The sequence below is a fragment of the Ruegeria marisrubri genome, from assembly GCF_001507595.1.
Lineage (GTDB): Bacteria > Pseudomonadota > Alphaproteobacteria > Rhodobacterales > Rhodobacteraceae > Ruegeria > Ruegeria marisrubri.
The window spans coordinates 127,275-149,138 of sequence record NZ_LQBQ01000012.1 but is presented as its reverse complement, the minus strand read 5'-3'; the positions used below and the strand labels follow the sequence as shown (position 1 = coordinate 149,138).

The 21,864-nt window shown below is 63.8% G+C and carries 19 protein-coding genes and 1 pseudogene; 7 read left to right on the top strand and 13 right to left on the bottom strand.

The features are described from left to right. Positions 1-44: 44 nt before the first annotated feature. The 5 genes from AVO45_RS07770 to AVO45_RS07750 form a co-directional block, all read right to left on the bottom strand. A complete protein-coding gene (locus tag AVO45_RS07770) occupies positions 45-2,798 on the bottom strand; it encodes a DUF2339 domain-containing protein (RefSeq protein ID WP_068345635.1) in 2,754 nt (917 codons plus the stop codon). A gap of 120 nt (positions 2,799-2,918) precedes the next feature. Further along, positions 2,919-3,629 (bottom strand): VIT1/CCC1 transporter family protein, encoded by a 711-nt coding sequence (locus AVO45_RS07765; protein WP_068345633.1) that lies wholly within the window; start codon positions 3,627-3,629, stop codon positions 2,919-2,921. A gap of 62 nt (positions 3,630-3,691) precedes the next feature. Further along, entirely contained in the window at positions 3,692-4,684 is a 993-nt protein-coding gene (locus tag AVO45_RS07760; RefSeq protein ID WP_068345631.1) for a YcjF family protein, read from the bottom strand. Then, on the bottom strand, positions 4,681-5,133 hold the full coding sequence (locus AVO45_RS07755; RefSeq protein WP_068345629.1) for a GNAT family N-acetyltransferase: 453 nt from the start codon (positions 5,131-5,133) through the stop codon (positions 4,681-4,683). The genes AVO45_RS07760 and AVO45_RS07755 overlap by 4 nt, the downstream gene beginning before the upstream one ends. Then, the gene (locus tag AVO45_RS07750; protein WP_068345627.1) at positions 5,130-6,545 is read right to left on the bottom strand and encodes a YcjX family GTP-binding protein; all 1,416 of its coding nucleotides are present in this window, start codon (positions 6,543-6,545) and stop codon (positions 5,130-5,132) included. The genes AVO45_RS07755 and AVO45_RS07750 overlap by 4 nt, the downstream gene beginning before the upstream one ends. A gap of 114 nt (positions 6,546-6,659) precedes the next feature. On the opposite strand from AVO45_RS07750, the gene truA reads away from it, so the two are divergent. Further along, positions 6,660-7,427: a tRNA pseudouridine(38-40) synthase TruA gene (truA, locus tag AVO45_RS07745; protein ID WP_068345625.1), complete on the top strand. Its 768-nt coding sequence runs from the start codon at positions 6,660-6,662 to the stop codon at positions 7,425-7,427. A 12-nt stretch (positions 7,428-7,439) separates the two neighbouring features. On the opposite strand, the gene AVO45_RS07740 is transcribed toward truA, so the two are convergent. Both AVO45_RS07740 and AVO45_RS07735 read right to left on the bottom strand, forming a co-directional pair. After that, positions 7,440-8,240 (bottom strand): thioesterase family protein, encoded by an 801-nt coding sequence (locus tag AVO45_RS07740; RefSeq protein WP_068345622.1) that lies wholly within the window; start codon positions 8,238-8,240, stop codon positions 7,440-7,442. 15 nt (positions 8,241-8,255) lie between these two features. Further along, the gene (locus tag AVO45_RS07735) at positions 8,256-9,491 is read right to left on the bottom strand and encodes an acyl-CoA dehydrogenase family protein (protein WP_068345620.1); all 1,236 of its coding nucleotides are present in this window, start codon (positions 9,489-9,491) and stop codon (positions 8,256-8,258) included. 125 nt (positions 9,492-9,616) lie between these two features. Here AVO45_RS07735 and AVO45_RS07730 point away from each other — a divergent pair, with 125 nt between their 5' ends. Next, positions 9,617-10,552, top strand: a complete 936-nt coding sequence (locus AVO45_RS07730) for a 2-hydroxyacid dehydrogenase (RefSeq protein ID WP_068345618.1) — start codon at positions 9,617-9,619, stop codon at positions 10,550-10,552. A gap of 18 nt (positions 10,553-10,570) precedes the next feature. Here AVO45_RS07730 and gcvH read toward each other — a convergent pair whose 3' ends face one another. Both gcvH and AVO45_RS07720 read right to left on the bottom strand, forming a co-directional pair. Continuing rightward, entirely contained in the window at positions 10,571-10,930 is a 360-nt protein-coding gene (gene gcvH, locus AVO45_RS07725; RefSeq protein WP_068345616.1) for a glycine cleavage system protein GcvH, read from the bottom strand. Positions 10,931-11,071: 141 nt separating this feature from the next. Beyond that, complete coding sequence (locus tag AVO45_RS07720; RefSeq protein WP_068345614.1) at positions 11,072-11,428, bottom strand: hypothetical protein; 357 nt, start codon at positions 11,426-11,428, stop codon at positions 11,072-11,074. Positions 11,429-11,602: 174 nt separating this feature from the next. Here AVO45_RS07720 and AVO45_RS07715 point away from each other — a divergent pair, with 174 nt between their 5' ends. Then, positions 11,603-12,436: a bifunctional allantoicase/(S)-ureidoglycine aminohydrolase gene (locus AVO45_RS07715; protein ID WP_068345612.1), complete on the top strand. Its 834-nt coding sequence runs from the start codon at positions 11,603-11,605 to the stop codon at positions 12,434-12,436. A gap of 42 nt (positions 12,437-12,478) precedes the next feature. On the opposite strand, the gene AVO45_RS20025 is transcribed toward AVO45_RS07715, so the two are convergent. Then, positions 12,479-12,649, bottom strand: a complete 171-nt coding sequence (locus AVO45_RS20025) for a hypothetical protein (protein ID WP_240482097.1) — start codon at positions 12,647-12,649, stop codon at positions 12,479-12,481. On the opposite strand from AVO45_RS20025, the gene AVO45_RS07710 reads away from it, so the two are divergent. Together AVO45_RS07710 and AVO45_RS07705 are read left to right on the top strand one after the other, a co-directional pair. Further along, positions 12,648-12,866: a hypothetical protein gene (locus AVO45_RS07710; RefSeq protein ID WP_240482096.1), complete on the top strand. Its 219-nt coding sequence runs from the start codon at positions 12,648-12,650 to the stop codon at positions 12,864-12,866. The genes AVO45_RS20025 and AVO45_RS07710 overlap by 2 nt on opposite strands. Before the next feature lie 54 nt (positions 12,867-12,920). Further along, positions 12,921-13,907 carry a type I glyceraldehyde-3-phosphate dehydrogenase gene (locus AVO45_RS07705; RefSeq protein ID WP_082688721.1) on the top strand — a complete coding sequence of 329 codons (987 nt, stop codon included), beginning with the start codon at positions 12,921-12,923 and terminating at the stop codon, positions 13,905-13,907. A gap of 10 nt (positions 13,908-13,917) precedes the next feature. Here the strand turns inward: AVO45_RS07705 and AVO45_RS07700 are convergent. Next, a pseudogene (locus tag AVO45_RS07700) lies at positions 13,918-14,402 on the bottom strand (ureidoglycolate lyase). 335 nt (positions 14,403-14,737) lie between these two features. On the opposite strand from AVO45_RS07700, the gene AVO45_RS07695 reads away from it, so the two are divergent. Then, on the top strand, positions 14,738-16,543 hold the full coding sequence (locus tag AVO45_RS07695; protein WP_068345605.1) for an autotransporter assembly complex protein TamA: 1,806 nt from the start codon (positions 14,738-14,740) through the stop codon (positions 16,541-16,543). A 35-nt stretch (positions 16,544-16,578) separates the two neighbouring features. Then, on the top strand, positions 16,579-20,631 hold the full coding sequence (locus AVO45_RS07690) for a translocation/assembly module TamB domain-containing protein (RefSeq protein ID WP_068346658.1): 4,053 nt from the start codon (positions 16,579-16,581) through the stop codon (positions 20,629-20,631). Positions 20,632-20,655: 24 nt separating this feature from the next. Here AVO45_RS07690 and AVO45_RS07685 read toward each other — a convergent pair whose 3' ends face one another. Continuing rightward, positions 20,656-21,171: a thioesterase family protein gene (locus AVO45_RS07685; protein ID WP_068345604.1), complete on the bottom strand. Its 516-nt coding sequence runs from the start codon at positions 21,169-21,171 to the stop codon at positions 20,656-20,658. A 177-nt stretch (positions 21,172-21,348) separates the two neighbouring features. Beyond that, complete coding sequence (locus AVO45_RS20195) at positions 21,349-21,741, bottom strand: GFA family protein (protein WP_082688719.1); 393 nt, start codon at positions 21,739-21,741, stop codon at positions 21,349-21,351. Between the last annotated feature and the right edge of the window lie 123 nt (positions 21,742-21,864).

Sequence of the window (21,864 nt, the reverse complement as noted above, 5' to 3'; positions counted from 1 at the left end):
ATGGCCAGCCGTTCAAGCATGGCGGGCTTATAGGACGGCGACGCCTATTGGTCCAGAGGTTCCGACGCCTGCGGCGAATGGCGCAGCATCGCCCAGCGGTTGAGCCAGGCCAGACCGGCCAACGCCAGCCCCAATGCCAGCAGAGAAAACACACGGATCAGCCCGCCGAGACCGGAAATGTCGACAAGAAAGACCTTGGCGACCGCCAGACCGATCACCGCCAGCCCTGCCTTTCGCATCCGGTGCGAATGGCGCGCCAGAGACTGATAGAAAAGGGCTGCCCCGATCACCAGAAGAGCCAGGGTATAGGAGTAGAGTTCAGGCTGCGTCACGCCATTGCTTTCATGCATGCCCTCGGGGCCTTGCCAGAAATGCCGGATCGCAAGACCGAACCAGAAGACCGACAGCGCTACGGCCAGCGCGCCGCAGGCCTGTTTCATCCGCAAAGGCATTGATCCGATCCGCCATGCGGAGAAACCGATGACCAGCGAAGGCAGGAGGTAGGCCACCATCAGCGTATTCAGAACCGGCGGGCCCAGAACCGGCTCCGCGCCGAATTCCAACAGTGGGTTGGCCGCGGTCACGGCCGCGAACTCGGCCTCGCCGCCGGCAAGGGCAAAAACCACCGCCAGAATGATGCGAAACTCCTTCATCCTGCCGCCCAGTGCCCACCGCTGCACTTGGGCAAAGGCCAGCCCCAGCCAGATCACCGCGAACAGGCCCAATCCCCAGTGGCTGGTCTCAGCTTTCCCCGCCGCCAGGCTTTCCAACCAACGCAACAGCAGCAGGGACACAAGGAGGCCTCCTGTGGACCAGGCCGCGCTTTCCAGCATCAGCTTGGCCAAGGGGCGCGCAAGCGGAAGCACCAGCCAGAGCGCAAGGACGAAACCGATCAAAGTGCCGCCATAGGCCAGCAGCATTTCCGGCAGCGGCGCATCCTCTGCCCAATCCAGCCCCGGATCCAGCACCAGGCGGAAACCCAGCGTCACTACGCCGACGTAAATGAACCAGCTCATCGGGGGCAGCGTGAATTTCCGGTCCAGCGCCGCCGCCATCGCCACGGTCACCGCCAAGGCGACCGTCAGCGCGGCGGAACTCAGCACGATGATGCAGGCGAAGGCCAGGCAGGACAGTGCGGACAGCGTGGCGAGCGCCGACCTCATCCGCGCCTCGCCATCCGCGTGAGCGAAACGCTCGGTCAACACGACCATCAACGCTCCGAGAGCCAGCGCGTGCAGCGCCCAGGGATATGGCCCGATCACTCTGGCGGGCACCCAACCGAGTTCGAGCATGATCGCAAGGGCCGGCGCGAAAACCGCCGCCGCCCCGGCCCAGATCGCTGCCGTTGCCCCCGCGCGGAACGAGCGCCACGCCGCTAGCACAGATAACAGCGCCGCAAGTGCCACAAGCGCAGTCACCAACATCGGATAATCGGCCTCTGGCGTTTCCGCATAGGTGGTTGCGAAACGCAAATAAGCGGCGCCGCCCTCGATGCCCTGGACGAGAACCACCCACAAAAGCCCCGCCGCCGGAAACAGAGTCGCGTCCTGCAAGGCCCGTGCGCTGCTGGCCCATAGGACCAGGGCAATGGTCAGCCCGGACAACAGAACAACCGCCAGCAGGAATGCGGCTTCGCTGTCGCCCCCGCTCAGGGACACGATGGCGGAACTGGCCATGACCGCGCCAAATGCCAACCGTGTCGGGAACTCCGGCCAGGGGTCGCCCTTTTTGCGAAACACCATCTCGGCCACCATGCTGCCGCCATGGTCAGGCACCAGCCGGCGCGCGGGCACTGTGATCGCGGCCAGTGCGAGCAGCACCGCAAAGACCGCGTGCTCCGCTTCGGTCGCAGGCGCCCACAAGGCCAGCAGCCACGCCGCCGCATAGGCTCCGACCAGTGTCAGAACCGAGATCCATGCCCAGCGCCGCACTGTGTCAATGCCCATCCCCAGCAGCGCAACGATCAGGAAATAGGCATAGAGCCAGGACGGCTCATCCGAGGATCCGCCTACGAGGAACGGCGCGGCATAAGCGCCGATCAGGCCAACTGCGGCCAGCAGCGGCCCGTGATACCATCCAAGAACCAGACCCAATAGCGCAATCGCCATCATGCCCGTCAACGTCGGCTCCGGTCCGATCAGGCCGTAAAGCTGACGTGCCGCCAGAACGCCGCCGAACAGGGTGACAATACCCGCCCCCGAAAAGACCGAGGGCAAGTAGGCCGTGCTTGAGGTTTCATCATCGCCGAACCGGCGGCGCACCACCTCGCCCGCCGCGATCAACACCGCACCGAAGGTCAGGGCGGCAAAGACCCGGGCTGTCGGGGACAACAGCCCCTTCTCGACCCCATATTGCACCAGGAAAATCCCGGCCAGCGCCAGAGACAGGGCCGACACGGCGTAAAACCAGTTCTCCCGCAACCACCTGCCCAAGGCGCTGATCCGCTCCTGCCTGAAGACAACGGCGCGTGGCGGTGAGGCCGGAGCACTCACGGTCGCGACGGCTTCCTGCCCCGCTTCGACCACCGGCTCTGCCGGTCGCACTTGCGCCCAAGGCCCTGTCCTCGCAGGTTCTTCGGCCCGTTCAGGCACCGATCCGGAATCCCCGGCCGTTTTCGGGCTTGGTGTCGCCTCAGTTCCGCTTGCAGGCACTGCGGCAGGCCGCAATTCGGCAAGTCGCTGCTCAAGTTCCGAGATGCGCCGCCTCAAGCGCGATTGACCAATCAGAAGAAAAACGATTGCCGCAGGGATGGCCAGAACGGCCAAGCCGACCAGAACCAGAACAAGCAGCGATTCCACACCCAGCCTCCGCGCAACTCTTGATGAAGTCTAAGGCCAATGGTCGAAGCCATACACACCGGAAAATCCACAAGTGCTGGAGCGTTGCCGCGGCTCCACAGACCTGCCCGCGCCGCCGGTTCATATCTGGAACAGTGACCCGACGCCAAATGCGATCAGTGCTGCCACTCCGCCGATCAGCAGTGTCTCGATGCCGGAACGCCACCAAGGCTCGAGCGACCAACGGCTCTTCAGCGCGCCGATGGCAAAAAAGACCCCCATGGTCACCCAGGCAGATATCGTGAAAGCGTGCTCCAGGCCGAACAGGAAAGGCAGCAACGGGATCATCCCGGCGACGAGAAAGGCAAGAAACGTTGCGACAGCGGCCTTCATCGGATGGGGGTCGACGCTACCCAGCCCGTATTCGCCTTCGAGCATCAGGTTGATCCAGTTTTCCCGATTGGCGGTAATGGCGTCGGTGGCGTCCTCGAGCACCGGGCCATCCAGCCCCTTTTGCGTCAGAATCTCACGTACCTCGCTGCGCTCTCCGTCCGGGTAGAGCGCAATGTGCCTCTCTTCGATGGCCCGGAGGCGGCGGATGTTGTCGAGCTCGGCCTTGGTGCCCGAATAGTTGCCAGCGGCCATCGAGAATCCGTCAGCCAGCACATTGGCGATGCCAAGCGCCACGATGACGAAGGGCGACAGCCCGGCCCCGGCCACCCCGGCGACGATGGCAAAAGTGGTCACAGACCCATCGATCCCGCCATAGATGACATCCCGCAACACGCCGCGACCCGGCGGCGCGTTGATCCGATCCACGATCTCCTGTTCGCTGTGGCCGTGATCCGCCATGGCAATCTCCCGCGCTTGTTCTCGATCCTGCTCGATCAGGACGAAAGGGGCCTTGCGTCAGATCAATCCTTTGAAAACAAACCGCCCAGCGCGCGTTTGACGATACCCCTGACCGAGGGCTTGTGCCGCGCCGAGAAGGGCAACGGGCGACAGACCTCCATCGCCGCAACACCGACCCGCGCGGTCAGAGCCCCGTTGACCAGCCCCTCGCCGAACCGGCGGGACAGCTTGCCCAGGATCGAACCGCCAAGAACCGGTTCCAGCATGTCGTCGCCCACGGCAACGGCTCCGGTCGCGACCAGATGCACGAAGACCGCGCGCGTCAGGCGCCAGCTGCCGATGAACCCGGTGCGCCCGCCGTAGATCTCGGCGATCCGGCGGATCATGCGCAGCGACGCCGCCAGCGCGGTCAAAACGTCGGCCAGCGCCAAGGGCACCAGCGCCGTCACGGTCGCGACCTGCCGCGCGGCGGCCTCGACCTCGCGGCTGGCGGCGGCATCCAGCGGTGACAACAGCTCGTCTTCGGTGAGATTCAGAAGGGCTGCGGCGTCAAACTGATCCCCGGCCCTCTCCCGCAGCCGCTCGCTGCCCCAGCGGGTGTCCTCGCGCCCGCGGTAGAAGGAAAGCAACCGATCACTCACCACGCGCGCCTGCGCCAGATCCTCGTCCACCAGCGCCGCATCGGCGGCCCGACGCAACCCATCCACGCGCGACAGCCGGCCGATCGCAGCCAACTCACGCGCCACCAGCGCGAGAACAACCAGGACCAGGGCCACCAACAGCCCGGTGACGATTCCTCCAAGGATCGGGGCCCGGGTCAGCAGCGAGGCGGCGAAGTCCCACGCCCAAACCGAGACAGCGGCACCGATCACGGCCAGAGCCAGACCCCAGAACCACTTGGTCAAGGCAGACGGTTTGTGCGCCACCACCCTTGCCGCCGCCTGCATCGCCTGCCCCTGCGGCGCCGCCGCATCAGGCACAGGCGGTGCCTGCGCAACGCTTGGCGCGGGCTGCGCTTCACCTTCGAGGTCTATCAGAACCGGACCGTTGGTCATTGGCCGCCCCCCTCCCTGTTCCAGACATAGGTGACGTCCGGCAGGTTTTCATCGTTGCCGGCCCCGTCGCTGCGCCCGGTCTCGACGAAACCGTTTCGCTCGTAAAAACGCCGCGCCGCCGCGTTGGCCTCGAACACTTTCAGGATCAACCGCGCGCGTTTCGCCTTGGCATCGTCCAGCAGCCTGCGCCCGATCCCCTGCCGACGTGCCCGGGCCGACAGGTACAGTGCGCAGATCTCCTGTTCGTCCCTTGCAAGGAACCCCAGGATCTCGGCACCCTGTTCGGCAACCGTCACCCAGCCCCGGTCGATCATCGTGCCGCAGAAAGCTATGGTTTCCGCCCTCGAGTGCAACTCCGGCATCCAGTCTTTCTCGCGTGCGAAACCATGCAGGATTTCGCCGGTCGTCCCGGCATCGGTGCTGCGCGCCTGTCTGAGTATCACACTCATAGCTGGTCCCCGATCAGGAACTGCATCGCACGGTCCAGCCGGATGTGCGGCGGCCCGTCACCGGGTTGCAGGGTCAGGGCCGCAGGCGCGAAGGCCATGAAACCGTAATCCTCGCAAAGCCAGTCCCTGGCGCCGTTTCTGGCCGGCCCCAGCAGGTGCGCGGGGTCTTCCGGCAAGGCGCCGGGGTAGAAGGCGGCCTGTTTGCCGCTTTCCAGCAGCGTTCCCCTTACACAAGGCAGATCCTGCCCGTTATGCGAGCGGATCTCTTCGGTGGTCGCGCGAAGCGCCGCGATGGACAAGGCGGCCGCCTCGGCCCCGGCGAACCGGGCGCGATCCCGCGCGTCGCGCGTCAACGCCTCCATGATCGCCGTCAGTTTCGGGTGCTGCAGGTGATGCAGGTGATCCGCCTTGGTGGCGGCGAACAGGATCTTTTCGACCCGCTTGCCGAGCAGCAACTGGGTCAGCCACGCGTTCCGGCCCGGGCGGAAGGCCGCGAGGATATCCGCCATCGCCCGGCGCATGTCCTCGACCGCTTGCGGCCCCTTGTGAATGGCGCCCAGCGCATCCACCAGCACCACCTGCCGGTCGATGCGGGCGAAGTGGTCGCGAAAAAACGGCTTCACCACCTGCGATTTGTAGGCATCAAAGCGCCGCTCCATCTCGCGGTGCAGCGACTTGCGGCGAGACGGGCTGGCCACGGGAAGCGGCGCGAAAGTCAGAACGGGCGACCCGGCAAGATCGCCCGGCAGCAGGAAGCGCCCCGGTGTGCAGTCGTAGAAACCGGCATCGCGCGCGGTTTCGAGATAGGCGGTGAACGACCGCGCCAGGTTCTGCGCCGCCGGTTCGTCATGGGGGCCATCTGGATCGACGCCCGACGCCTCCTTCAGAAACCCCTCGGCTTCGGGGCGGGGTTCCATCCGGGCCAGCGTCTCGGCCGACCAATCGTCATATGACTTGTCCAGCAGACCCAGATCCAGCAGCCACTCTCCGGGATAATCCACGATGTCCAGATGGATGGTCCGTGGCCCCTGCAACCCGGCCAGCAGGCCCGAGGGCCGGACCCGCAGCGACAGGCGCAGTTCCGAGACCGCCCGAGTGCTCTCGGGCCAATGCGGTGCGGGTCCGGTCAGCGCGGCAAGATGGGTCTCGTAGTCGAAACGAGGGACAGTGTCGTCGGGCTGCGGCTGAAGATAGGCGGCCAGAATCCGCCCCTCCTGCTCCGCCACCAGCCCCGGCATCCGGCCCCGGTCCAGCATGTTCGCCACCAGCGAGGTGATGAACACCGTCTTGCCCGAGCGCGCGAGCCCCGTGACGCCCAACCGGATCACCGGCTCGAACAACGCCTCGGACACCCGGTCGCCCACGGATTCGACGCCGCGCACAAGGGAGTCTGCCAGTGTTGAGATGACCAAGTCGCTGCCCCGCCCGTTTCGTTTCCCCCAAGATAGGAAGGGGTTGGCCCGGTTGCCAGTTCTTTTGGCCAGCGCGGTCTTGCCGCGCCCCGCCGCGCGCGATACCAGCACCTCATGCCACGTTACGCGTTGAAAGTTGAATATCAGGGCGCGCCCTTTGCGGGCTGGCAGCGTCAGAAAGAGCTGCCATCGGTGCAAGGGGCGATCGAAGAGGCACTCTCGCGCCTGGAACCGGGGCCGCACACCATCGCGGCCGCCGGACGCACGGATGCGGGCGTTCATGCCTTGGGACAGGTCGCCCATTGCGACCTGAGCAAGGAATGGGATCCGTTCCGCCTGTCCGAGGCGTTGAACTATCACCTCAAGCCGCAGCCCGTCGCGATCCTGGCCGCCGCGCGAGTCGAGGACGACTGGCACGCGCGGTTCAGCGCCATCGAGCGGCAATACCTGTTCCGCATCCTGATCCGCCGCGCCCCGGCAACGCATGACAAGGGTCAGGTCTGGCAGATTGGCCACCCGCTGGATGTCGAGGCAATGCAGGCCGGTGCCGACATGCTGATCGGGCGGCACGATTTCACGACCTTCCGCTCGTCGATCTGCCAGGCGGCCAGTCCGGTAAAAACCCTGGATGAACTGCGGGTCGAGCGGGCCGAAGGTCTGTCCGGCCCCGAGGTTCATTTCCACGTCCGCGCCCGGTCGTTCCTGCACAACCAGGTGCGTAGTTTCGTCGGCACGCTGGAACGCGTTGGCGCGGGTGCATGGACACCCGAGGATGTGCGCGACGCACTTGAGGCCGCCGACCGCGCGGCATGCGGGCCGGTCTGCCCACCACAGGGGCTTTACCTCGCGCGTGTGGGCTATCCGGACGATCCGTTCGCCTGACACACAGCGGGGTCAGTCGGGCGGGAACAGAACCAGCGTCTGCAGGGCCGTGGCAACCGGCCCCTGCGTGTCATAAAGAACTGCCTGCGCCATGCCGATGCCGTTTTCGTGCCAATGCGAAACCGAGTCGGAGGCCAGCCAGTCTGAGACCGGTTCCCGGTGGATATGGACCGACAGGTCGGTGTTCATGAACCCCATCTCGGTCGGCGGCACGTTCCACGAAATGCCGTTGCCGCAATCGGCAAGCGGGCACAGAGACTGCACCGGAGAAGGGACCTCGCCCTCCAGCAAGGGGGGCGTGCGCATCCAGATCGTTTTCGGCCCGGCACCCTTGTCCTCGCCATGCGGATAGGCGACCTCGACGAAATCGGGAAAAGCAGGCAAACCGTGCCGCGTCTGCCGGATCGGGAACTGGCCCGGCCGGGCATCTTCGAAACGCGGGGACGGCACCTGCGCGGTGGGCACCTTTCCCAGTTCCTTGCGAACCAGATGCATCGTCGTGGCCGTGACGCAGAGCGTGCCATCGAGGTCGTGCACCGTGGCCCGCGTCGTGGCCAGCGTCCGCGTATGGCGCACGGTTTCGGCAGAGACCTTGAGCCCCGTCAGCGGCAAGGGGCGCAACACGTCCAGCGTCAGCCGGGTCAGCATCTTGTCGGGGCCGACCTCCCGTTCCGCTGCCCGGGCGACCAGCCCGGTCACCGGCCCCGCATGGCAGTGGTCCGGCGACCACGGACCGCGCACCGGATCATTGCCGACGAAAACGCCGTCGGGACGCAGGTGGAAATAGGCTTCGCGAGGCTGTTCCGTTCCCATCGTGGCCGCCTGGAGTCAGACTTTCTCCTGAGTGTACTTCTTCAACTCGGTGCGGGCCACCTGCCGGCGGTGAACCGCATCGGGGCCGTCGGCCAGCCGCAGCGTCCGCACATGGGTCCAGGCGATGGCCAGCGGCGTATCCTGGCTGACGCCCGCACCGCCGAACATCTGCACCGCCTCGTCGATCACCTTGAGCGCCACGCGCGGCGCGACCACCTTGATCTGGCTGATCCACGGCGCCGCCGCCCGCGCATCCCCCTGATCCATGTACCACGCGGCCTTGAGGCACAGCAGGCGGGCCATCTCGATCTCCATACGGCATTCGGCGATGATGTCATAGTTGGCGCCCAGTTGCGCCAGCTTCTTGCCGAAAGCCTCACGCTCGAGCGACCGCTTGCACATCCGCTCCAAGGCGATCTCGGCCTGGCCGATCGCACGCATGCAGTGGTGAATCCTGCCGGGTCCAAGGCGGCCCTGAGCGATCTCGAACCCGCGGCCTTCGCCCATCAGGATGTTCTCGACCGGCACCCGGACATTGGTGAAACGGATATGCATGTGCCCATGCGGCGCGTCGTCGTGGCCGTAAACTTCCATCGGACGCAGGATCTCGATACCCGGCGTATCGGCCGGCACCACGATCATCGACTGGCGCTTGTGCTTGGGCAGATCGTCGCCGCCGGTTTTGACCATCACGATATAGACCTTGCAGCGCGGATCGCCCGCACCCGACGACCACCATTTCTCGCCGTTCAGGACATATTCGTCGCCATCGCGCACACAGGACATGGAAATGTTGGTGGCATCCGACGAGGCCACGTCGGGCTCGGTCATCAGGTAGGCCGAGCGGATCTCGCCCTCGAGCAGCGGCTTGAGCCACTGTTCCTTCATCTTCTCGGTCCCGTAGCGTTCGAACACCTCCATGTTGCCGGTATCGGGGGCCGAGCAGTTGAACACCTCGGCACCCAGCGGGGTCTTGCCCATTTCCTCGGCGAAATAAGCGTATTCCACCGTGGTCAGTCCAAAGCCCTTGTCGCTGTCGGTCAGCCAGAAATTCCACAAACCTTCGGCCTTGGCCTTTGCCTTGAGCCCTTCGAGGATCTCGGCCTGACGCTCGGTATATTGCCAGCGGTCCCCTTTGCCGATCTCGGTCTGGTATTCTTCTTCCAGCGGCATGATCTCGTTGCGCACCATGTCCGCAACCCGCTGAAGCAGCTTGCGGTTCTCCTCCCGCATCGCGAATGTCATGTCCATGAAACTGTCTCCTCCAATCGGCAAACCGAACTTTGCCTTTGCCGAGAGGATGACTTAGCTGAGCGGGCAAAGTCTAGCTGCGTGACGGGACGTCACGGACAGGAAAATGAAGGAGAGGCCGCCGGATGGCGCTTTTGATCGAAACCGGAATCTCGGGGTGGATGACTGATGCCGAAATCGCCAAGGCCGTGCGAGAGGTCGCGCCGCAGGAGGATGTGCGCACGCCCGAGACCTTGGGCGACCCGTCTGAAATCACCATGATGGCGGTTTCCACCTTGAAGGCAGAGCGCGTGGCGCAGATGCCCAACCTGCAACTGGTTCAGAAACTGGGCGCAGGGGTGGAGACCATCGTGCGCAACCCGGCCCTGCCGGCCCATGTGCGCGTGACCCGCCTGAAACCGGACGATCCGGCGCGCGAAATCGCCGAGTGGTTTCTGGCATACATCCTGCGCGCCCATCGCAACATGCCCCTTCACGAGGAAGAACAGAGCAAGGCGGCGTGGAGCCCGGTTGCGCCGAAATACACGCCCGGTACCGTCGTCGGCGTTCTGGGCCTGGGCCATATCGGCGGGCGAACCGCACGGATGCTGCGCGATATCGGGTTTCAGGTCAAAGGCTGGAGCCGGAGCGCGAAAGAAATCGAAGGCGTCGAGTGCCATCATGGCGCGGACGCCCTGCCCGCTCTGCTGGGCCAGTGCGATCACGTCTGCGCCATTCTGCCCTCGACCCCCGAAACCGTGGGCCTGTTCGACGCAAGGCTGTTGTCCGCGATGAAGCCCGGCAGCCAGTTGCTGAACGCCGGACGCGGCGATCTGATCGACGAGGCGGCCCTGATCGAGGCGCTCGATGCCGGAACGCCTGGTCATGCCGTTCTCGACGTGCTGAGCGAGGAACCCCTGCCTGCGGACAACCCGCTGTGGCGGCATCCGCGCGTGACCCTCACGCCCCATGTCTCGGGCTGGCATCTGGGCGACGCGATGAAGGACGTGGCCGAGAATTTCCGGCGCCTCAGCGCCGGAGAGCCGCTGTTGCACGAAGTGGATCGCCAGCGCGGATATTGAGGGCGATGCCCGGGAAAGTCAGCTGATAAAGTCCTTGTATCCGGCCTCGTCCATGTAGTCGTCCATCGGGGACAGGTCCGATGCCTTGATCTTGAAGAACCACGCGTCGCCGGTCGGGTCCTCGTTAACCAGGCCGGGATTGTCGGTCAGCACCTCGTTGACCTCGACGATCTCGCCATCCAGAGGGGCGAGGATATCCGACGCGGCCTTGACGGACTCGATCACCACGATCTCGTCATCCTTGCTGACCTCGGTGCCCACTTCGGGCAATTCGACGTAAACCACTTCGCCAAGCTGTTCCGCCGCATGCGCGGTGATACCCACCGTCACCACGTCGCCGTCAGCCTCAAGCCATTCATGTTCTTCGGTGTATTTCATGGCCTTCTTCCCCTCAGGTCCCTGTGTCCTTTGAATTGATTGCGCGCCCTGTTCGCGGGTGGGCCGCGCTCATCGGGGCTCATGAACTCTGAATAGAGGATTATTCTGCGCGGTCAAAACGTTATTGGCAGCATGGGTATCTCAAGGCGTCAGAATCCAGTTTCCGCTGGCATCGAGGCACCGGCGCGTCCGGATTTCCCGGCTCTCGCCGCTGCCCGCGGGCACGATGATATGTTGCAGGTGGGCACAATCCCCGCGCATCTCCCGCACCCGCACCGTGCCTTTCGATCCGGTATCCGGGTTCGACCAAGAGGCCTCTTGCCCTGCTGCCGGCCGGCCCTTGGCGAAAAGCGAGGCCGCCGCCGCGCTCTGCATCTCGAAGTCCGCCGGGCTCAGCCCCAATTCGGCGACGATTCGGGACAGCGGCTTGGCCTGCCCCATGGGCGCCGCTCCAAGAACGGTCAGCCCCATCAAGAATGAACAGACCCAAACCCTCATGTCTTCCTCACGTCATTGAAAGTCATTTTCCCGCAAGGCTATCGCCTTGCTTGCCGTTTGTCCAAACGCTTGGCGCAATCTTCAAATAATCCCGAACAAACCTATCCGCCCCCCGCCGCTAGGAGCGTCCCGACTTACCGCGCATATTGCCGGAAGAAAGCAAAGAGGCACCCGATGACGAACCCCTCATACTATGCGCCGACCGGCGGGCATCCGGGGCAGGAACAACTGCTGACCGACCGCGCCATGTTCACCGAGGCATATGCGGTAATCCCGAAAGGCACGATGCGCGATATCGTGACAAGCTTTTTGCCCTTCTGGGAAGGCACCCGGCTGTGGGTTCTGTCGCGCCCCTTGAGCGGTTTTGCCGAGACCTTCTCGCAATACATCATGGAAGTTCAGCCCGGCGGCGGCAGCGACCGCCCGGAAACCAACCCCGAGGCCGAGGGGGTCATCTTTGTCGTCGAGGGCGCCGTCACCCTGACCATCGGCGGCAACCTGCATGTTCTGGAGCCGGGCGGCTATGCCTACATCCCGCCCGGCAGCGAATGGACCCTGCACAACCGTGCCGGCCCGGTGGCCCGTTTTCACTGGATCCGCAAGGCCTATGAGGCGGTGCCCGGCCTGCCCGTCCCCGACCCGATCGTCACCAACGAACGGGACATCACCCCGACGCCAATGCCCGGAACCGAGGGACGATGGGCCACCACACGCTTCGTCGATCCGGCGGATCTGCGGCATGACATGCATGTCACCATCGTCACCTTCGAACCCGGCGGCGTCATCCCCTTCGCCGAGACCCACGTGATGGAACACGGGCTTTACGTGCTGGAAGGCAAGGCGGTCTATCGGCTCAACCAGGACTGGGTCGAGGTCGAGGCAGGTGATTACATGTGGCTGCGTGCCTTCTGCCCGCAGGCCTGTTACGCCGGCGGTCCGGGGCGGTTTCGCTATCTTCTCTACAAGGACGTGAACCGCCACATGCCGCTTTCGATCGCGCGCCGTTGACCGGGAAAATCCGATGAAAACTCGTCCCCGAGACGCAGCACTTCACAGAACGCCCGGTTTCTGCTCAAATCCATCCAGAGATTTGAGTGATACTGGAGATTGTTCGATGAACCCCCACAGAACGATGACGATACTTGCTGTATTGGCCGCTCTTGCAACCGCCAGCGCGAGCCCGGTCATGGCAAAGGAAGAAACGAAAACGGTTAATGTCATGAGCCGGACCTGGGCCGTGACCCAGGTGTCGGACGAGCCGGTTGTCTATCGCGCGACGCGCGACAACAACAACCTCAATCCGTTCGGACCGCCGCCGCGCCTGCGCACCACCCAAGCCATCGCCGCCATTCAGCAGGCGACCGGCTGCACGGTGATCCGGTCCAGCATGTACCAGAACATTTCCGGCCAGTTCTTCTCGCAGGTCGTTTGCAACTGATTTGCTGGCGCGACGGGCATTGAGGTCGTCAGGCCTCCCTGCCATAGCTTGCGCATGAAACTCGCAATCAACGGATTCGGCCGTATCGGCCGCACGATCCTGCGGCAGGTTCTCGCTCTGCCCCGGGAAACGGATATCGAGCTGGTGCAGATCAACGACATCGCGCCGCTCGAAACCTGTGCCTATCTGTTCCAGTATGACAGCACCTTCGGCCCCTACCCGGGCAAGGTCGCGGCAGGAAACGAGGTTCTGATCGTTGACGGCCGCTCGATTCCCGTCACCCACAGCCCCGATCTGGCGCGTGTGGACCTGTCCGAAGTGGACGTGCTGCTGGATTGCACCGGCGTTGCCCGGACCTCTGACGTGGCAAGCCGAGGGCTGACGGCAGGCGCGGGCAAGGTGCTGATATCGGGGCCGTCACCGGCTGCGGAAACCACCATCGTGCTGGGTGCGAACGAGGATCAGTTGGGCAATGCCCGGATCGTGTCGAATGCGTCCTGCACCACCAATGCGCTGGCGCCGCTGGCCAAGGTGATCGACGAGATCGGCGGCATCGCCTCAGCGCACATGACTACGATCCACTGCTATACCAACAGCCAACCCATGGTGGACGCCCCGCGCGGCGATCTGGCCCGGTCGCGCGCCGGTGCCCTGTCGATGGTGCCCACGACCACCAGCGCCACGCATCTGATCGACGAAGTTCTGCCGCATCTGGCTGGCCGCATCTCTGGCGCGGCGGTGCGGGTGCCCACGGCCAGCGTGTCCGCGGTGGATCTGGTGGTGCAGCTCGAGCGCGGCACGAGTCCCGAGACGTTCGAGAAGGCGCTGCGAAAGGCGGCCAAGGCCTCACCGGTGCTGGGCTGGACCGATCAGCCGCTGGTCTCATCCGATCTGCGCGCCCGGCCCGAGTCGTTGATCATCGCCGGCCCCGAGACCCGCATGACCGGCGACCGGCAGGTTCGCGTCTTTGGCTGGTATGACAACGAATGGGGCTTTTCGGCCCGGATGCTGGATGTTGCCCGGCTGATGGTCGGCAACTGAGCGACTCGGGTCAGCCCGCCAGAACTTCGCAAGGCTGGTCGAACCAATATTCCTCGAGATTGGCGCCCTCGCCGATCCGGTCGACGACCGCGAAAAGCCCCGGCGCGCGCAGCGGGGTCAGACCCCCGTGCCGCGTTCCGCGGTGGTAGTTCACGGCCTGCCCTGCCTCGGTTACGAAGGCACGAGGGCGATCCGACCGCCGTCATCAGGGGTGACAATCACCAGGAACGGTTGATAGGTCATCGGGATGAGCGCCTGACTGCCCTCAGGGTGCCGCTCGACCATCTCCAGCCGGTGGGGCAACGCGCGCGGGTTGGCGTCGAACAGGCTGAGACCGGCGCGGCCATCGGCAAAGTCGAGACGGGCGCGATCGTGATAGCGCCCGCACTGGCCCCGGTTGATGATCTTGTCCGGCTCGCCCGAAGTGTCGATCAGGTCTCCGAACGGCGCAAAGGCCGCGGCCGAGATCGGCTCGATGAGGACTTTCCGGCTCATGAGGGCAACAGATCCCGCAGGCGGATCTCGGCGATTCGCTCGACCTGACGGCAGGCCTCGGCGAATTCAGTCACGCGGTCATGGTCGATGCCGCGCCGCCCGCCAATGTCACCGTCATGGGGCCTGAGGACCGCGCGGCGATCACCCGTTGGTATCGCAACGCCGACCTCTGACCCGAGCGTGCCCAAGCCGCCTCAAGCAGCAGCGATTCTGCCCGTGCCCGGTCAAAAAACTTTTCATCGGATCAATCTGCTGGTCTAACTCATACGCATGGAGCCGTGAAAATTACAGGCAGCGGGTACCAGTTGAAAGTTGAGGCAGATTGGAGCCGTGTCATGTCGACGAGTGGGCCAGCGAGAGCAGCAAAGGCTTGGGCCGCCGCTCTTTTGACTGCCTTGGTCCCGCAATCGGCGCTCGCCCTGGAAACCGTGCTGTCCGCACCCGGAGCGCCGCCGGATCTGGTCAAACGCATGACGGAAACGTCCTCTGTCATGACCGCGGACGCGCGGGGGCTGGATACACCGATCGAAATCCTGTCTGCCGCCTCTTCCGACTATCGGACATTGGTGCAAATCCTCTATGATGAGGGCTATTTCAGCCCGGTCGTCAGCATCCGCCTGGACGGACGGGAAGCGGCAGAGATCGACACGCTGAATCTGCCGAACCAGATCAACCGCGCCACGATCACCGTCCAGACGGGGCCGACCTTTACCTTCGGCACGGCAATCGTCGCCCCAGTGGCAGCCGGAACCGAACTGCCCGAAGAGTTCGCCACGGGAAAACCCGCCACGACAGGCGTTCTGCAGGACGCGGCCCGCGCCGGAGTGCAGGGGTGGAAAGAGGCAGGCCACGCCAAGGCCGAAGTCGGCAGTCAGAGGATCACCGCGCGCCACGCGCAGGCGCGGCTGGATGCCGAGATCGACCTTCATCCCGGCCCGCGACTGACCTTCGGCACAATGCACATCCAGGGCGGCACGGATGTCCGCCCCGAGTCGATCCAGAAGATTGCCGGGTTTCCCACCGACGAGGTCTATTCCCCCGACAAGGCCAAGCAAGTCGGAACCCGTTTGCGCCGCACGGGCACATTCAACGTGGTGACTCTGGTCGAGCATGAAACGCCGAACCCCGATGGATCGCTGGATTTTGATGCGACCTTCGAGGATCTGCCCAAGCGGCGCCTGACATTCGGTGCCACGCTGTCCTCTCTCGAAGGACTGGATATCAGCACCACCTGGACGCATCGCAACGTGGCAAGGCGGGCGCAGAGGTTCCGGTTCGAGGCAACCATCCGGAATATCGGGGGCACCGAGGACATCGATGGCCGGTTCGGGATTCGCATGGATCAGCCCGATCGCCTCGGACCGGACGACAGCACGTTCTACACGGCATTTCTCGAGCGCCGGAACACCACGCATTACAACGTCAGCATTGCCACCGTGGGTTATGGTGCAAGGCGGGTGTTCTCGGACCGGCTCTATGCCGAGGCCTATGGCGGGCTCTATTTCTCGAACTCGGACGACGCCTATGGCTCGGAAAGGAAATTCAACTACCTGATCGTTCCGTTCCGCTCGGAATGGGACCAGCGCGACAGCAAGATCAGCGCCACCTGCGGGTACTACCTGGATGCGCAGATCATGCCGTTTCTGGGGTTCTCGGGGACCGACCACGGGCTTCGGCTGTTCTTTGACGGGCGCGGTTACTGGGATCTGGGAACCGGCGGTCGCCTCGTGCTGGCCGGACGGGTTCAACTGGGGTCGGTCATCGGCCCGCCGGCGGACGGCGTCACACCGGATTTCCTGTTCTTCTCGGGCGGTGCCGGGACGGTTCGCGGCCAGCCCTTCGAAAGCCTCGGCATCCCGGTCGGAACAGGCGTCGCAGGCGGACGCTCATTCCTTGGTCTGTCCGGCGAGGTTCGCGGGCGGGTGACCGACAAGCTGTCGCTCGTGGGGTTTTATGATTTCGGAACGGTGGACACCTCGGCGTTCATCGGCAGCGATGCAGAATTTCACGCCGGGGCCGGTCTGGGGGCGCGTTATGATCTGGGCGGGTTCGGGCCGATCCGCGTCGATCTGGCCTTTCCCGTTCAGGGAGACACCGGCGAAGGGTTCCAGTTCTACATCGGCATCGGGCAAGCATTTTGACACGCCGGATCGCATATCCACTCCTGATCGTCTTGATGGCGGTTGCTCCGCCTGCCCTTGCTCAGGAGAACGAGGAGGAAGGCGGTGGCCTGCTGATCGACTTCCTGGAGAACACGTTGTCCGGCGACCAGCGCAACGTGTCGGTCAAGGGGCTTCAAGGCGCATTGAGTGCACGCGCAACCATCGAAGAGATCTCGGTGGCCGACGACGAGGGCGTGTGGTTGACCATCCGAAACGCCGAGTTGGACTGGAACCGCCTTGCATTGATCCGTGGACGGTTTTCGGTGAATGCGCTGGCCGCCGAGGAAATCCTGATCGCGCGCACGCCGGGGAAAACCACGGCCGAAGAGCCTTTGCCCTCCGCGGAAACCCAGCCATTCCAATTGCCCGAACTGCCAGTGGCGATCGAGATCGGGGAAATCCGAGTTGATCACCTTGTCCTGGACGAACCAGTGATCGGCCTGGCCGCCGACTTGGGTGTCAACGGGGCGCTCGTGCTGGCAGACGGCACACTTGACACCAATCTGGGTGTCACTCGTCTGGATCGCCCCGGAGACACGATCGGCATGACCGCCCGTTTCCAGAACGAAAGCAGCCAGATCGAACTGGACCTGCAGGTGAACGAACAAGCCGGTGGGCTGATTTCGACAGCCCTCAGGATACCGGACCAACCCTCGCTGCAAGTGACCGCCAAAGGCGAAGGGCCGGTCACCGACTTCACCGCCGACATCTCGGTGAGCACCGACAAAACCGAACGGATCGCCGGACAGGTGCGCCTGCGCGAGGCGTCGCTTGCTGGCGGGAGCGAAGAGGCGAAGGGGATCGCCTTCACCGGTGATGTCAGCGGAGACGTGACGCCGTTTCTGGCCGCTGACCTCGATGCCTTTTTCGGGACTGAAACCCGGCTGTTCGTGGATGGCCGAACCGGCCCGGACGGGCTGATCGTCGTATCTGACGCGGACATCACCTCGGACGCGCTGAAACTGGAAGGCGAGGTGAGGCTGGCTGCTGGCACGCTTGAGAAAGCCGCCCTTCAGGCCCGCGTGACCCCGCCTGCAGGTGAAAGCGTCGTGCTGCCGGTTGCCGGCGGGCAAACCTCGGTCGGCGCGGCCCAGGTCTCGGGCCTGTTCGACCAGGCAACCGGCAATACCTGGGATGTCAGCGTGACGGCGGACGACTACCGCTCGCCCGACATACAGCTGGACCACGCCTTGCTCACGGCACAGGGGACGCTGCAACAAGGCGAGACATTGCAGCTGGGGGGCGATCTACAACTCGCCGCCAGCGGTGTCGAAATGGCCGATCCGAATTTGAACTCGGCGCTCGGGAGCCGGATTTCTCTGGACGGCCAGTTCAGACTGCGAGACGATGGCACGCTTGAGGTTGCCGGGCTGGAACTGGTGGGGACCGATTATGCCCTCGAAGCCGATGCCACGATCGACGGTCTGGACCGCGGATTTCATGTCGATGGGACCGCATCGCTTGAGGCGTCGGATCTTTCGCGCTTCTCTGGACTGGCGAAAACGGATCTGGCGGGATCGGTCGCGGCGCATGTTGATGGCGAGGCCACCCCGTTGGAAGGCAGCTTTGACGCAAAGCTGGAGGCCAAGGGGCAGAACCTCGCCACGGGTCGGCCGGATATCGACCCGCTGATCGTCGGAGAAACCACGATTTCACTCGATGCGCGGCGGGGACGGGACGGGTTGACCATCCGCAATTTTGCCATCGGCGGATCGGCCCTGACGGCTCGGGCGGCTGCGGTCGTGACCACTCCGGGCGGCAACCTGACGGTAGAGGGAACTGCCGAAATCGACGCGCCCGACCTTTCGGTGGCCTCGGGTCTTGCCGGAATGGAGCTGGGTGGGGCTGCCCAAGCCGGCGTCGAGGGCAAATTTGCACTCGAGACACTGGATTTCGACGGCAAGGTCGCCATCAAGGGTCAGAACCTGAAGACGGGGCGCGCTGACATCGACCCGCTGATCGCTGGGCAAAGCGAAATTCATCTGGACGCGGCCAAAACAGCCGACGAGGTCGTGATCCGGGCTGCGACCATAAATGGAACGGCACTGCAGGCCGATGTCGCCGCGACGGTAACCGAGCTTGCCGGAGACATGAATATCGAAGGCAAGGCGGACCTTAACGTGCCGGACCTGTCCCTTTTCTCAGACCTCGTCGGAATGGACCTATCAGGCTCGGTAAAGGCCAGCACCGAGGGCTATGCAACTCGCGAGTCGCGCCTGTTCGATCTGCGCGCCGATCTCGACGCAAGTGATCTGACAACCGGCATCGCGAAGCTGGACGCGTTGATCCAAGGGCGCACGACCCTGAACCTGGACGCCGCCAGGGGTAGTGCAGGCGTGGACATCCGAAGCTTCCGACTGGACGGAACCGCGCTTTCGGCAAATGCCCGGGGGCAGATCAGCCGTGAAACCGGCGAGTTGAGCTTTGCCGCAGAGCTGGACGACCTCGCGCGTATTTCCACAACGACAAAGGGTCCTCTGCAGCTGAATGGCAGTGTTTCTCCGACCGCGACAGGCCTGGAGGGAAATGTGCGCCTGAAAGGCCCTGACACGTCTTACGCGGTTCTGGTCGGATCGGTGAATTCGGATGGCAGCGCCGATCTTGACTTCGACGCCCGGCTGGACAGGGTAGAACGCTATGCACCCGAGTTTCCCGGCTCGGTCGAAGCAACGGGAAATGCGAAGCGCGAGGATGGCGTCTGGACCATCGAGGCAAGCGCAAAAGGCCCCGCCCAGATTGATGGCACCGTGGCAGGAACACTCGACGAAAGCACTTCGCTGGCAGACCTCGCGGTCAAGGGAACCGTGGCCATCGGGGTGGTGAACAAATACATCTCGCCCAACCAGATCGATGGCACGGCCCGGTTCGATCTCGCGTTGAAGGGCGAACCCGGCCTTGATGCGGTGAGCGGCACCATATCCACATCGGATACCACCATCGCGATCCCTGCCGTCGGGCAAACGATCGCTGGAATCAACGGAGAAGTTTCTCTGGCAGATGGCTCTGCCGCAATCGCCCTGCAGGGCGGGATGCGCGCGGGCGGCACCCTGACCGTGTCAGGGCCCGTGGAACTGTCCCCTCCGTTCAACGGCCAGATCTCGGTTGCGCTGAACGATCTCGTTCTGACGGATCAATTGCTTTACGACACGATCTTGAACGGGCAGATCACCATGTCCGGCGCGCTGGCCGGCAACAGCTCGATCGTCGGTCAGGTCGATTTCGGGGAAACCAACATCAACCTTGCCGCTGCATCCGGTGCCGTCGGGGCGGCGCCGATTCCGCCGATTGAACATGTCGGAGAACCGGGGGCGGTCCATGTCACACGCGAGCGAGCCGGGCTTATCGAGAAAGAGAAAAAGTCAACCAACGCCTCACGGATCTCGCTGGATATCGGACTGCTGGCTCCCAAGGCCGTGTTTGTCCGTGGCCGCGGAATCAACGCCGAGCTGGGGGGGCGCATCCATATCGGCGGCACCACGAGATCCGTATCGCCCTCTGGGCAGATCGAGTTGATACGGGGTGTCATCGACATTCTGGGCCGCCGCCTGACACTGACCAAGGGCCTCGTGACCCTTCAAGGCGATCTGACCCCTTATGTCGAGTTCGAGTCCGCCACCAGCACATCTGATGGTACGGCGGTCATCGAAATCGCAGGCCCCCTCGATTCCCCGAAGGTGGAAATCTACTCCGACCCGGAACGTCCCGCCGAAGAGGCATTGGCCATGCTGCTTTTCGGCAATCGTTTCTCCGAGTTGTCACCGTTCGTCATCGCGCAGATGGCGGCCTCTCTGGCGCAGCTCAGCGGCGCGGGCGGGGACGCCACCAAAGGCATCCGCGACGCGACCGGCGTGGACACGATTGACGTGAGCACCGACGAGAACGGCGCCGGCCGCGTCGGGGTCGGGGCCTATGTCGGCGACAACCTCTACACCGACGTTACCGTGAATATCGACGGCGACACCGAGGTGAACCTGAACCTGGACGTGTCGGACACAATCACACTGCGCGGGACGGTGGACAGTCAGGGTGAGACAGGTGTCGGCGTGTTCTTCGAGCGCGACTACTGACGGCGGCCCGTTCACCTGCCCGAGCTACTTTCGGCGGATCCCGATAGGCTGACCGATCTGCGGCGCAGGGTCCAATCCCTTGTGGTCCTGCACCATCCGCGCCAGACGCGCTACCGCCCAGTCGGGGTAGCGGGCCGAGCGGCCGGTTTCATGGCTGACGTTGATGAACAGCCCCTCTTGCGTCGCGCAAAGCGCATCGCCCTCTTCCGAGAACATCTGCGCGAAATAGTGGCCCCGTTTCTCGTCCGCATCCAGCAGGCGCAGGTGGTAATAGAACCTTTCTCCCTCTCGCACTTCCCGCAGAAAGTGGAGGTGCGATTGTATCATGTAAGGCCCCTGCCCCGTGGCTTCGACCTGGATCCCGCCCAAACCCAGATGCTCGACCATCATCGCTTCCAGCCCCAAGTCGAAGGCGACACCGTAGTAGCCTACGTTCATGTGGCCGTTATAGTCGATCCATTCCGGCTTCACCTCAAAGCCGCGCACTTCGACCGGTGCCGGATAGGGGCCGTCATGGCCGCCGGGCGGGATTTGGGACATCTTTGCTCCTCTCTCTTTCGACTGAAGGTCAGAGTGCCAGCATGGGCGCGCAAGTCCAGCCCCATGGAAAAGAAAAATCGGTCCACGAAGCAGTCCCCTTACGGGAAATGTTGCAGGTCTCGAAAGTAGATTTTCTGTGTGCGCCATGCTGCCGCAGCGAATGTCAGGCTTGAGCCCTTATCGGTCAGACTTGATCACTCCGTCGTCCCAAGGCCGCGCCGCTTCCGAGTAGATCGATTTCTCTGGAACGTATCTCGACGGGTCATCCAAGGAAGCGGCGTGAACGTATATCCTATCGTTCATTCGTTCGCTTCTACGAGTCAACTGGAACCCGCAATTTGGGCAGAAACTGCTGTATGTTGGCCAACCTGAGCCGCCGATCAACTCGTACGTCTTGCAGGCATAGCCAATTGTGAACGTCTCGGCAAGCAACGGTATCATCTCAGAATGACCCGTGCCTGTAAGCTGCTGGCAATCACGACAGTGACACCGAAACATCGATGTGTCTGCGCGCGCCCCTTTGTACCGAACCAGGCCGCACTTACAGCCTCCAACAACCTGATCAGCCATGCTTGCACCTCCCCTACAGAGGCCTAGGTCATAAGTGCCACCATGTCAGCATTGTCCGCCACGTGGTCTTTTCAGCAAACGAAGTAGATGCCAGCTCGAGCCCGAACTCGACCAAGTCAATGC

Excerpts from the sequence above, each read along its gene's own strand:
- AVO45_RS07765 (WP_068345633.1), bottom strand. The coding sequence starts at position 3,629 with ATGGCGGATCACGGCCACAGCGAACAGGAGATCGTGGATCGGATCAAC.
- AVO45_RS07735 (WP_068345620.1), bottom strand. The coding sequence starts at position 9,491 with ATGGACATGACATTCGCGATGCGGGAGGAGAACCGCAAGCTGCTTCAG.
- AVO45_RS07690 (WP_068346658.1), top strand. The coding sequence starts at position 16,579 with ATGGCGGTTGCTCCGCCTGCCCTTGCTCAGGAGAACGAGGAGGAAGGC.
- truA (WP_068345625.1), top strand. The coding sequence starts at position 6,660 with ATGCCACGTTACGCGTTGAAAGTTGAATATCAGGGCGCGCCCTTTGCG.
- AVO45_RS07740 (WP_068345622.1), bottom strand. The coding sequence starts at position 8,240 with ATGGGAACGGAACAGCCTCGCGAAGCCTATTTCCACCTGCGTCCCGAC.
- AVO45_RS07760 (WP_068345631.1), bottom strand. The coding sequence starts at position 4,684 with ATGACCAACGGTCCGGTTCTGATAGACCTCGAAGGTGAAGCGCAGCCC.
- AVO45_RS07685 (WP_068345604.1), bottom strand. The coding sequence starts at position 21,171 with ATGTCCCAAATCCCGCCCGGCGGCCATGACGGCCCCTATCCGGCACCG.
- AVO45_RS07755 (WP_068345629.1), bottom strand. The coding sequence starts at position 5,133 with ATGAGTGTGATACTCAGACAGGCGCGCAGCACCGATGCCGGGACGACC.
- AVO45_RS07720 (WP_068345614.1), bottom strand. The coding sequence starts at position 11,428 with ATGAGGGTTTGGGTCTGTTCATTCTTGATGGGGCTGACCGTTCTTGGA.
- AVO45_RS07695 (WP_068345605.1), top strand. The coding sequence starts at position 14,738 with ATGTCGACGAGTGGGCCAGCGAGAGCAGCAAAGGCTTGGGCCGCCGCT.
- gcvH (WP_068345616.1), bottom strand. The coding sequence starts at position 10,930 with ATGAAATACACCGAAGAACATGAATGGCTTGAGGCTGACGGCGACGTG.
- AVO45_RS07705 (WP_082688721.1), top strand. The coding sequence starts at position 12,921 with ATGAAACTCGCAATCAACGGATTCGGCCGTATCGGCCGCACGATCCTG.
- AVO45_RS07715 (WP_068345612.1), top strand. The coding sequence starts at position 11,603 with ATGACGAACCCCTCATACTATGCGCCGACCGGCGGGCATCCGGGGCAG.
- AVO45_RS20025 (WP_240482097.1), bottom strand. The coding sequence starts at position 12,649 with ATGACATTAACCGTTTTCGTTTCTTCCTTTGCCATGACCGGGCTCGCG.
- AVO45_RS07730 (WP_068345618.1), top strand. The coding sequence starts at position 9,617 with ATGGCGCTTTTGATCGAAACCGGAATCTCGGGGTGGATGACTGATGCC.
- AVO45_RS07710 (WP_240482096.1), top strand. The coding sequence starts at position 12,648 with ATGAGCCGGACCTGGGCCGTGACCCAGGTGTCGGACGAGCCGGTTGTC.
- AVO45_RS20195 (WP_082688719.1), bottom strand. The coding sequence starts at position 21,741 with ATGGCTGATCAGGTTGTTGGAGGCTGTAAGTGCGGCCTGGTTCGGTAC.